This window comes from Flavobacterium sp. (genome assembly GCF_030146175.1).
Classification (GTDB): domain Bacteria; phylum Bacteroidota; class Bacteroidia; order Flavobacteriales; family Flavobacteriaceae; genus Flavobacterium.
Window position 1 is genome coordinate 15,895 of sequence record NZ_JASLCE010000074.1, and the last position, 13,313, is coordinate 29,207.

Annotated in this window: 3 protein-coding genes and 1 pseudogene; all 4 read left to right on the plus strand. The window is 42.1% G+C overall.

The genetic code is table 11. From position 1 onward, the window contains the following. Position 1 precedes the first annotated feature (1 nt). A complete protein-coding gene (locus Q1R07_RS09090) occupies positions 2-8,560 on the plus strand; it encodes a hypothetical protein (RefSeq protein ID WP_300488905.1) in 8,559 nt (2,852 codons plus the stop codon). A 359-nt stretch (positions 8,561-8,919) separates the two neighbouring features. Continuing rightward, the gene (locus Q1R07_RS09095) at positions 8,920-11,613 is read left to right on the plus strand and encodes a type I restriction endonuclease subunit R (RefSeq protein ID WP_300488908.1); all 2,694 of its coding nucleotides are present in this window, start codon (positions 8,920-8,922) and stop codon (positions 11,611-11,613) included. A 13-nt stretch (positions 11,614-11,626) separates the two neighbouring features. After that, positions 11,627-13,063, plus strand: a complete 1,437-nt coding sequence (locus Q1R07_RS09100) for a class I SAM-dependent DNA methyltransferase (protein WP_300488910.1) — start codon at positions 11,627-11,629, stop codon at positions 13,061-13,063. Beyond that, positions 13,063-13,313, plus strand: a pseudogene (locus Q1R07_RS09105) (restriction endonuclease subunit S); the annotation flags it as partial. The gene Q1R07_RS09100 and the pseudogene Q1R07_RS09105, both read left to right, overlap by 1 nt.

The window sequence follows — 13,313 nt, forward strand, 5'->3', positions numbered from 1 at the left end:
TATGGATACGCAACAACTACAACAACTCTATACGGGCTTACAAGGACAGGTTAACAGCGATGATCAACTGTACTTTGTAAATGCCACTGCTGCGCTCGATCTTCCGATCACCTCAAACAGTTACAAACAATTTGTACCGGACGGACAATTGATTATCAATGCCGTTGTGATTGCAATGCCGGACGAAAACACTATTCTTATAAAAGGAGTAACGTCCTCGTTCCAGATACCCGACTGCGATTGTTTTGTAAAGTTTTATATTGAAAATGAAATTCTTAACTCAACCTTTTATATCACGCTTTTAGGCGAAACCATAGCCTTACCGGGCGTTAACTGGTTTAGCGTTACCCTTCCGTATTACGAGCTTTGTATTCCCGAAGCCGAATTACCTGTTGTGGGTATCGTTGGTGGAACCATCAACACCGGAGTGACGCTACAAGTGGCTATGGGGTATCCCGTTACGGATAACATCTGGATGTTTCAGGGGCTTTTTTCCGATCCGTATCCGAGTATTTCCAATTTTTACCAGTTGGCCGGCGGAATCAACCTTACCACCGCGTTACCGCAGCCTTTTAGTACACTGAGTACCTTAGGTTTAAAATCGATCGACATCAGTTACGATTCCGCTAATAGTATTGTCGACTATATGGGTATTGAAATCAGTACGCCGCCCGACTATATCTGGCAGATCTTACCCGGCGTAGCGATTACCGGTATCGATATTTACTGTATCGTTTCGGGCTTTAGTTCGTCCAGTGCGAGTAGTACCGACTTTACCATCAACGGAACCTTTACCATCGGTCCACCCGATTCCAACACTATAGCCCTTACGGCACATTATCCGAATTTTACGGCCAGTGTCCAACTCATTGAAGGAACGATCCAACTGGGCGATCTGCTTACGATGTTCTGGAGCGGTACTACGATCGATCTGCAATCCGAAATACAAGTTTTAAATATCGAAATCGATCCCGATTCTCAAAACTATACCCTCAATTGTTCCATTGTGAGCAACTGGGTTTTCTTTACCATTAACGACCCGAGTCTGAGTTTTACGATGACAGGACTCAACCTCGACGTAAACAGTCTTCAGGGAACGACTACCGGAGAAATTGCCGGTTTTTTCCATATCGGCCCAGATGATCAAACCGGTGTTGATCTAACCATTTATGCCGGATATGATGCCACAGCCTGGACTTTTGGCGCAAGTACGGGTACCGATCAGACCATTTCCCTGGGTTCTATCGCCTATACGTTTCTAAAAGCCTTTGGTATGGCCGATATTCCAAGTTGGGTAACCGATAATTTACCAAACATCAGTAATGTCAATTTTGTAACCGTAGTACCGGACGACAAAACCAAGCTTACCACCTACGATGTTAGCGGTGATGTAAACTGGCATTTGCAATACAGTTCTTTTGACTTGGAACTCGACGCCAGTGTGGCGATAAAATATGATGAAAACGGTACGTCGGGAACCATTGCCGGAATCGCCGATGCCCGTCAAATGCTTGGCCTAACCTTTGAAGTCGGTTACGAATTTGGTTCCGAAGAAACACAGGTATACCTCAACATGCCGGAATTTGCCTGTAACATAACCTATATCGGCAACACCGACTACGACAGCATCGACATCAAATTCGATAAAATCTCGCTAGGCGAACTAATTACTACATTTGTAGGTACTTTTAGTCCCGGGTTTTCATTGGCAGCACCGTGGAATTTACTCGATACCATCGACCTGTCCGGATTTGAATTTACCTATACCCGTTATAAAGAAAACAACAAAAGTAGCATTGTAGCTACGATCCCACTTCATATCGATCTTGGGTTTATCAATATCGAAACCTTAAAAATCACCAAAGATGCCGAAGACGCCTCCAGTAGCGGTGTTTATATGTACTTTACCGGAACCTTTTTAGGACTGCCAATCGAACCCGATTCGCCGTTACAGGAAGACGGAAAAGGTAGCGATGCCACGCAAATGCCACCGGTACCGGGAATGGGAGAAGAATTTTTCGATTTAAAACTCCTGGCCATGGGGCAACACGTGTCGCTTTATGATTCGCCGGAACTCAACTCGGTTGACGAAGCCATCACGGCACTGGAAGAAGCCTTTACCACGACTTCCAATACCGGTGACAGTACGATTCCGGTTCCGGCCGCAACACCCGATACCAAACCCGGTACGCTTGTATTTGATCAAAACAGCAACTGGTTAATTGGAGCCGATTTTACCGTGGCCAAATTCTATCGTGTGGCGACTGTTTTTAACGATCCGAACCTTTATGGCTTGTTAATTGGCGTGAGTCCGGAATCCAATTATTTTAAAAACTTACAATTTGAAATCCTTTACAAAAAAATAAACGACTCGATCGGAATGTACCAGCTGGATTTACAATTACCGGATGAATTCCGGCATTTTGAATTTGGCGAAGTATCGATCAGTTTACCGATTATAGGCGTACAGATTTACACCAACGGAAATTTCTACCTCGACTTCGGATTTCCGGCCAGTATTACCGACTTTTCGCGTTCTTTTTCCATACAGGTATTTCCATTTTTAGGATATGGCGGGTTTTATTTTGGTTACCTCAGCGGTGCAACCTCCAACAGCGTACCGACAACAACCTGCGGTAACTTTAACCCGGTTATCGAATTCGGACTCGGCCTTTCGCTTGGTGTAGGTAAAACCGTAGACGAAGGAATCTTAAAAGCCGGATTATCGCTTACCGCTGTTGGAATCTTCCAGGGTGTATTAGGATTTTTCAGCGCGAATCCAAACCTGGATACCTACGACGATACCTACTATAAAGTACAGGGAACTTTTGGTTTGACCGGTCATATCTACGGAGAAGTCAACTTTGCGATTATTTCGGCCAAAGTCGATATTATGGCCTATGCCTATATCACGATGACGATCGAAAGCTATATGCCGATTCCGATAACCTTTGAAGCCGGTGTTTCGGTAAAACTAACCGTTAAAATCCATTTGGGATTGTTCTCGATCAAAGTTTCGCTTCGATTCAGCACCACCATCAGCGCCTCATTTGTCGTAGGAAGCGACACATCGGCCTCCGCACCGTGGAACCTTTGTCCGTCGAAAGATGCTTTGGCCAAAGGTGCCTTACCGCAAAATTACCGAAGTCTGCAACGTTTAAGCCTTGCCGAAACGACTCCGGTTGTTTTAAAATGGCAACCGTTGCAAACCACTGCCAAGGTTCCGTTGGATTTAATGTTCTTCCCGCAATTAACCGTTTCCGGCGAAAGCGGCGCCTCCGGTCCGCAATATATTGCCATGCTTTATATTAACACCGATCCGGACAATAACAGTCTTTTTGGCGTAACCGAAGGTGTTTTATATTGGGCTATCAATGCCTTAATTGGAAATACAGCAGACAATACAGGACTGGATTGGCTTCAAAACCAAACGATCACCGCCGACCAGATGAACAGTATGCTCTGCTATTTTAATACGCGACCGAATCACGAACCGCCGTTTAACTATAGCAATGCGGCACAAGATGATATCAAAACCTTTTTCAGTACGTATTTCGAATTAAACATCCGCGCGGTCGATGCCAACACCGAAGGCACTATGGATGCCGCCGTATTCCCGGTTGTTCCGGAATTATTGCTGAATACCATTTTAAACGGAACCGCCGGAAACCCGATCGATTTTGCTACGGAAAGCATGACCGGCGATCAGAACTATATTAGCGATATTACGGCCTTATTGGCGTCGACCAGTGTCGATTACCAATCGGATATGACCGCCGATTACTATGCGCCAACCGATTGTGAGAATATATCCGATCCGACCTACGAGGAGCAACATAATTTATCGTTTCCGACGTTTATGTTTACCGATTTCGTAGCCTTACTGGCCAAACAAGCCATACAATCGGCGTTGGACTACCTGAACACTCAGGAAACCTTCTCCGGAACGGTGAGCGATGTCGTAAATCATGCAGTAACCGACAGTATCGACGGTATCAGCGGTATGGCTTCGCGATTTATGTTACACGGAATGCGTTTGCCGGCACCACCGGATGCCGCAACCGGAGTAACCCAACCATTATATGTATTAACAGGCCAACAACTCGCCATTCCGAGTACGTTACAACAAGGTGATGTATATTCTATCGTTTTGGAAAACCCGAACGAATCCTGGATCAATATGGTATCCGGAACCGATAACAAACTCACCGTTACCATCGACAATAACGAGATACAGCACATTCATGATATTGCGGCCATTTCGCTTAGTCCGGTGTTAACCTATGGCCCAAGTCCATTGATCAACTATAACGATACCCCACAAACCTTCTCATTGGGAAGTCCGGCTTTATGGCAATATCCGGGCGATTATTATCCGGAAGTTACCAATGAGCCGTATATCTGGAAATTACCGTCCAATTTGACGACTATTTTCTCCGAACAAGGCAACAACTGGCAATTTGTAGTCAAATCGCTCACCACAACGGCCAGCGGAACCACACAGGCCGATGTGCAAAACTATACGTGGGGAACTACGATTAACTTTACCTTACAAAAAATAACGGCACAATCCGGATTGGTAACACCACTTTCCGGAAATATGTACAACCTTGTAGGTGCCGATGATGCCAGTACCGTTTACCTACAGGAGCTCCTTACCTATCTGAATACCATAGGCGATACCGACGGTACCCGTACGATACAACAAATCCAGGTTATCTACCAACCGGATCCGACACAAAACAGCAATGGCGGTTATCTGTCGGATGCCAATGGCGACTATAAAACAGCCATTATTCAGGCGAATCTTTCCACCGAAACCAATCCTGCCGAAAGCATGATGCGCATGATGGTTATGGAAGCAACTCCGGAGGGCACTTACAATACCTTAAATACAGCCGGTGATTTTGTCAAACTATTATGGGAATGTAGTACCGTTCGCAGTGGCGGTTACTATTTCTACTATGAAAACAATGCCACCAACGGCTTACCGGATTCTTTATTTGCCGGAACCGGTGTTGCCAATCTTGCGATACAAATCACCTATAATACCCTAATTAACAGTCCATTTGTAAATAGTGTGATCATTGGTGATTCGATTGATACTTCCATTACATCCGTATTTGTACAATCGCCGGAAACAGCACCATTGGATCAGCAGTATACCACCCGTATTGCCACATTACTACCGGGAACCGTCGGCTATGAAGTTTCCCGACAAAATCCGGGTGATTATGTGCCAACACAACCGGTACCAACCTTAGCTGAAGATCAGGTCTATCTGGAAACCCAATTTAACCTGATTGGCCTTGCGGTACCTGCCATCCCGGATTATATAAACCCAACTCCGGCCGGTCCGGTCGATTCTACCGATGATGAAGCCGTTTCCAACACCGAAGATGGCAATACATCGGATAACGACGATCTGGAAGATTGGAACTATAATGCCGTGATTCCGTATTACAAATACGTACAACCGGAAGGAACCGATCCGTTATATCCGAATCCATATGCCGGAATTGGCGATACCGTTGAAATGGTTTTAAACTGGCAGGATATGTTTGGTAATATTCCGCCAAACGATACGCAGCCATTACATACCGCCATGCAGGTATTATACAGTGATGCCATCATCGCACTGAGTCAGTGGCCATCGGTATCGGTATCGTATTTATTTAGCCTGCTTTCGGAAGCACCAAACCTAAGTCTGACCTTCAACTTTAATACGTCACGCTATAAAGGAGAAAGTGCACAAAACAACGCCCAAATTGATTTACAGACCTATATGAACCTGTATTATCAATTGGACAGTCCGAATATGGCACTTCGTTATACAACTACCGTAGAAGACACCGTTGATGCCCAGGGCAACACCACTCCTATGGTACACGAGCTGGCGAATTCGGAACTACTGAAACAATTTATCAATCCGATAATCGAATATCTAAAAACCGTAGTGGCCGGAGAAGCCGCTGTAGATGTACAGGCCTATACGCTCAATACACAAATGACCACGACAAACCTGGTTAGCCTACCGGAAATAGCGTTAATTACAACCAGTTTCAGTATGGTTCGTACCGCCAATCTCGATCCAAACTTTGTGGGTATAGCCGGTGTAGCCGAAGCCACAACTCAAATTCAACCGCTATCCGACAACAGTCAGAATAGCATGTTGGCGCTGACTTATTTTGCGCAACAATTTGAAACGGCCTTCCTGAACCAACCGTATACCGGTATTATCTTAAAAGCCGCAACCGGAGCGAATCTTACCAAAGGAAACAGCGATACCACAGCCAATGCGCCATTATGGATGGTCCGTTTTGACAGTACGGGTGCCAAAGGATTGCGTTTTGGATTTGATAAAGACCAAACCTATTATTTTGCACCGGTTCCGCTGGCTACGAGTCTGCAATCGTTCTCCGCTTCGATTGCCAGTTACGACAAAGGCGCTCCGGACGGTAGTGTGGTTAAAAACTTTAACAGCATCGATATGGATAGCTGGGGATTACAATTCCTTCAGGCGGTCGATAAATTCCTGAGTCCGGCCTATTCCGTTCCGGCCTTTTTACTAACGGCTTATAAGGTATTCCCGGACGATCCGGATTATCTGCAACAAATACTCGATGCCAAGCAAACCATTGCCGAAGCTATCGAAGGCACCATCGACTTTATCATCGATCCTTGTAGTGGAGAAACATCGCCTCCTTGTACGGCAAAAGATCCGTCCAACATCGGCAATGCCCAGGAAAAATGGAAACAACAAATCCTGATTCAGCTTTCGAATGCCTATCGTTATGTCGCTTCCGTACAAACCACGGCCAGTATCAGTTCGTCGTATAGCGGTCCGGAATATGCCGATGCGAACAACGATCCACCACATGCGCCGTTTGTACCGAATTTATATGGAAAAATGTTAGGGCTTGATCCGACACTTTCCGGTACCGACGAAATTCCTACATCCACCGAATATTCCTTATCGACCGCAAAAGTACCAACCGCAAACGGTGCTTCCTGGCTAACCTACATGTTTGAAGCCAAAGACAGTGCCGAAAGCCGTAGCTTTACTTTTGGCGATATGCAATACAACGTTAGTCATATGGAATTTGACATCACGGAAATTCCGGATCTGGACGATTATCTGGCTTCCTCATGGCTCACGTTTATCGTTCCGTTAAGCGGTGAAATCAATTCCGAAGTCACACCATTGGCACAAATGGGCGATGTGGGCGAAACCACCATTCCGGTGCCGTTGCGCTCCTATCCTACACCGCCATCGGTTACGGCTCAGAACTTTAATTATCCTGCCAACGACGATGCCTCACCTACCATTGAAGAAGCCCGTCAGTGGGTGTATTACTACACCTATCAGAACACTTCGGCAGCACAGGATACCATTGTAACGGAAGTGCAGTTTAATGTGACCGATGAAAACCAGAGTGATTATACGGTGATGAATACCAAAAATCTGGGTATGTATCAGGCTTTGGCGCAGTTTATCGATTCCTATCCGTCGTTAAATGCCGATTTTGACAACTGTCTTGCAATGCTAACGCCGGCCACCATGGACGCAAATTCAGAATTGGCTCAGGATGCCCGTTATGCCATGCTTGCGTTTATTGACATCATTAATCAGGTCGCCGCACAATGGTCGGTTACCAACCAGGTAAACCCAAGAAAAACGGTTAACATGGCTATGCAAGCGGACTTCACTCCGGCACCACCATATACCTTAGGCTATACGATTACCGAGAGTTATGAAGAAGAAACCGATTATCTGATCCTGACTATTATTCCGGAAGATTCGAAATCGGCGGATGCCAATATCACCGTGACGATTGATAACTATACCAACGAATTGATTCCGGGTGATACACTTGCCTATCGTTATTACCAATTGGATAACAACGGACAGCGTGTTTATCTGTTGTATGAAGACCGAAATGTCAACCCGTCGCGAAATGTAGTGTTGGACGATCTGGATATTTTGAGTGCGCAAAATGCATGGAGTAGCGTTGCTGTAATCCGAAATGAAGAATTACTTCAAAATAAAGATGGTAGCTGGCAAACGACCAATCCGTTGTTTATTTACCAGACGCCACAGGTGATGTTCTACAACAAACTTATTCCGTTGTTGAATACCGATAACGCGATTAATATCGCTCAGATCGCAACGCCAAGTTATCCGGCAGCGCCAAGTAGAACGTTACAAAATCAATTGCTGGCTTTATTTGACGCTTTAACACTCAATATTGACGCTTCGATTACCGAGTTTAACATCAAAATGCAATGCGATTATACCTATAGCATACCGGGAACAACCTTTACGATCGATGTTCCGGTGGTGATGTTAACGCCAACCGCAGTAGATGTAACCGCACATGGTGCCAACATAGCCAATATGCTAACCGACGGTATTACAAACTGGATGAATAGTACCAGTCCGCAACAGAACAACGGTACCTTTAGCTTTACGCTTACAGCCTATTCGGTTACCGATGCCTATGTTCCTATTTTACAAATACCACTTATACTATCTTTGACTGCTATTACCGATTTGTAATAGCATAAGAATCTCTCACAGCCTGTTCCGATTTATCGGAGCAGGCTTTTTATTTTAAAGTTTTCTATTTTATTGTCACGGATTGCACCCGAGGCTTTAGACGAACAGACGAAGTAAATCTGCGATATCGGGGTACTTTTAGTTGAATACAAAGTCTTATGAGGATAATCAAAAAAGTCAGGTAACGATTTGGTAATGCTGTTTATTCCTAATATTTTTCAAATAATATCCTACAAAAGGATATGTATATACGGATAACTCGAAGATATAGCAGTTTGAAATTGTTATTCGCAAAATATCATTTGATATTTATTATTTTTGTACTTTACTTCCGATAATATAAATTATATAGAAGGAAAATGACCCCTGAAGGAAAAGCCAGAGAAATAATCAACCGGATGCTGAATGAATCTGGGTGGGAAATCGTCAATAGAGACAATTACTCACCTAAACTCTCAGCTGTGGCAATTGAGGAAGGACTATTAAAAGGAAATCTTGAAGCTGATTATCTCCTGTTTATCAATGGAAAAGCGATAGGAGTACTTGAGGCAAAAAGAGAAGAACATCAGCTATCTGATACTGTCATTAAGCAAGCTGAAAGATATGTTCGCAGATTGCCCAGTTGGTGTTCTTATTGGTATCACCCCTTACCCATAGTTTATTTATCTAACGGCAAAGAGATTCTATTCAAGAATAGAAACAATCCCGATGAGAACTATACCGCTGTTTCTCGTATTCACTCACCAAAAGAAATCGTAAAAATGCTTGGTATAGAAGATTACTATGCCGGTTTACCTACTCTGCAAAAGAAAGGATTACGAGCTTGCCAATATGAAGCAATTACTGAATTGGAATCCAGTTTTAGATTAGGACAATCTCGTGCGCTAATGGTATTGGCAACAGGATCGGGCAAAACTTTTACTGCATGTATGGCGGCTTATAGATTGCTTTCATATACACCGATGAAGAAAGTACTGTTTCTTGTTGACAGAAACAACTTAGGAAGACAGGCAGAAGGAGAATTTGGAACATTCAGACTAACAGAAACAGGAGAGCCTTTAAATACAATTTTTACCACAGAACGGCTAAAATCTGCGAAAATCCCCAAAGATGCTAATGTAATTATTTCAACTATTCAACGGCTTTTTGCACTACTTACAGGTCAGGAACTGGATGACAACGATAATGATGAGTCAAATAATGAAGATGACAACGAAATACAATTGGGTGGAAAACTGAACCTTCCTCCTGATTTCTTTGATTTGATCATTATTGATGAATGCCATCGTTCTATCTATGGTAATTGGCGACAAGTTCTGGAGTATTTTAAATCCGCGAAAATGATTGGTCTAACGGCTACACCTGCTCCGGAAACCCAAGCCTTTTTTAATAATAATTGTATTGTAAATTATACGCTCGAAAAATCTATTGCTGACGGAATCAACGTTGATTATCGTGTATACCGTATCAAGACGCAAACTACAGAAAGCGGAGGCGCGATAAAAGAAGGTGAAAATATCACACAGATAACAAAGTATTCTGGTAAAACGGAAGATGTGAAAAATTCAGTAGAAAAAACATACACTTCTACGGAACTGAATCGTAGTATCGTTAATCCTTCGCAAATCAAGTTGATTTTAGAAACTTATCGTGATGCTATATATACGGAATTATACCCGGATAGAGCAGCTCAATTAGAATATATTCCTAAAACCCTCATTTTTGCTTTAAACGATGCCCATGCGACAAATATAGTTCGAATTGCTAAAGAGATATTTCCGAACCAATCCGAAAATTTTGTTCAAAAAATCACCTATTCTGCAGGAGACAGTAATCAACTCATCAGAAGTTTTCGTAATGATAAAGATTTTCGCATTGCCGTTACGGTAACGTTAGTAGCAACAGGGACAGATGTTAAACCTCTGGAAGTTATCATGTTTATGCGCGATGTAGAATCTGATTCTTTATATATACAAATGAAAGGACGAGGCGTAAGAACTATAGGAGATGAACAACTTCGAAATGTAACGCCCAATGCCATCAGTAAAGATCTTTTCTTTTTGGTAGATGCGGTTGGAGTAACAGAACATGAAATGCAGGTTACTCGTCCAGGTGGTGAATTTTCTTCCCCGAATATGTCACTAAAAATATTATTGGAACGCATCACGCATGGAGATTTGCCAGATGACAATTTAAGATTGTTAGCAAGTCGTTTATCACGTATCAATATCAAATCTGATGATCAACAACGTCAAAAATTCACTGATTTAGCAGGAATTGAGATCAAAGATTTGGCTGTACAAATATTCAATGTGTTGGAAGGTGATTCATTAGAGCCTTTTATTGATATCAACCAATCTAATCTTGTTCGAAAGGGACTTGTTAAAGCTCTAGCCCATAACCCAAAAGCACGACAATATCTGTTAGAGTTAAATGATGGATTTATAGCCATTTTACAACCGGGAGAAGACAATTTAATTGAAAAAGGATTTTCAATTGAAGAAGCTCAAAAAACAACACAAGCATTTGAGGAATATATCAATACACATAAAGACGAAATAGAAGCTTTGCGTATTATTTACAACAATACAAATGCCCCAATTACATACGGAATGCTTAAAGATTTAAGAGAAAAGCTCGTTCAAATTAGTAACAAGTTTAATCCTGTTTTATTATGGAATACTTATTCTATTCTTGATCCGACTCATGTTGTTTCATTTCGCTCAAAAGATGAAAAAGATGCTCTAACCAATATCATTCAATTGGTACGCTTCGCCTTTAAAAAAGTTCCTGAATTACGTTCGCTATCATCCACTGCTGCGAGTCGATTTGAGCTCTGGTGCGGGCAAAACCAACGTCCATTGACTGAAGCTCAAAAAGAAATTATCCGCAACGTTGTTAATTACATTGTAGCTAATGGTAGTTGCACTATGAATGACATTAAAGAAGAAGACAAACCTTTAGTCGTTCAAATGATAGGAAATTTTGGCTCAGCAGATGCTGTCAATACCGCAATAATATCACTTTCACAATTCATTTTAAAAGCTGCTTAAAATAAAAACATTAATGGCAAAAAAAACAATTGCAAGCGAACAGTCGCTTACTAAAAAAGTATGGAGTTTAGCTACCATTCTTTCTTCACAAGGTGTTGGATTTACAGATTATATTACACAGTTAACCTATCTCTTATTTTTGAAGATGGATAACGAAAATGTTGAAATTTTCGGTGAAGATTCTGCGATTCCGGAAGGTTTTCGCTGGAATGATTTAACAGAGCTTGACGGACTTGATCTAATCGATCAGTATGAGAAATCGCTTAAAATACTAAGTCTGGAAGATAATCTGATAGGTACAATTTATACCAAAGCGCAAAACAAAATAGACAAACCCGTATATCTCAAAAAAGTCATAACGCTCATTGATGAAGAAAACTGGCTTTCGATGGACGGAGATGTTAAAGGAGCGATCTATGAAAGTATTCTTGAGAAAAATGGTCAAGACAAAAAAAGTGGTGCGGGTCAATACTTTACACCACGACCATTGATCAACACAATGGTTGAGGTCACCCATCCTCAAATTGGAGAAACAGTTTGTGATCCGGCTTGTGGTACTGGAGGATTCCTTCTTGCTGCTTATGATTACATGAAAGAACAATCGCAGGATAAAGACAAGCGTACGTTTTTACGCGATAAAGCATTGCATGGAAATGATAACACGCCTCTTGTTGTTACTTTGGCTTCGATGAACTTATACCTACATGGAATCGGTACAGAGCGTAGTCCTATAGAATGTTGCGATTCATTAGAAAAAGAGCCGGACACACTGGTTGATGTTGTGCTTGCTAATCCTCCATTCGGAAATCGTCCGGCGGGCTCAACTGATATTGCTTCTATGCGTACTGATCTTTATGTATCTACTAGCAACAATCAGTTAAATTTTATGCAGCACATTATGTTAATGCTTAAAAACGGAGGAAGAGCAGCTGTTGTATTACCAGATAACGTGTTGTTCGAAGGTGGCGCAGGAGAAACGATTCGCAAAAAATTACTGACTGAATTTGACCTTCATACGATTCTTCGTCTGCCAACGGGTATTTTTTACGCAAATGGAGTCAAAGCAAACGTTTTGTTCTTTTCTAAAGGTAATAAGACCAAAGAAACATGGTATTACGATTATCGTACAAATGTAAAACACACATTAGCCACCAACCCTATGCAGCGTCAGCATTTAGATGATTTTGTAAAATGCTACAACACAAACAATATTCATGACAGAACAGAAACTTACTCTGAAGAAAACTTATCTGGTCGCTGGAGAAAATACTCCTCAGCAGAATTATTGAAAAGAGATAAAACCAGTCTTGATATTACATGGATTAAAACCGGAGAGGATACCGTTGATATGTCGCTTGCCGAATTGATCACACAGATTGAAGAGAAAAGCTTTAACATCGCAAAAGCGGTAGCTTCGTTAAAAGAAATAATTGGAAAAATTGAGGAATAATGGATACGAAAAAATTACGACAAAAAATCCTCGATTTAGCAATACGTGGTAAACTAGTTCCTCAAGATCCGAATGACGAACCAGCGTCAGTACTTATTGAAAAAATACGTGTAGAAAAAGAACGATTAATCAAAGAGAAAAAAATTAAGCGCGATAAGAACGAATCTTATATTTACCGTTCTGATAAATCATATTACGAGAAGTTCGCAGACGGAACCGTAAAATGTATTGATCAGGAGATACCGTTTGA

Bases quoted from the DNA above. Each gene is read 5' to 3' on its own strand.
- Q1R07_RS09090 (WP_300488905.1), top strand. From the start codon at position 2: ATGGATACGCAACAACTACAACAACTCTATACGGGCTTACAAGGACAG.
- Q1R07_RS09095 (WP_300488908.1), top strand. From the start codon at position 8,920: ATGACCCCTGAAGGAAAAGCCAGAGAAATAATCAACCGGATGCTGAAT.
- Q1R07_RS09100 (WP_300488910.1), top strand. From the start codon at position 11,627: ATGGCAAAAAAAACAATTGCAAGCGAACAGTCGCTTACTAAAAAAGTA.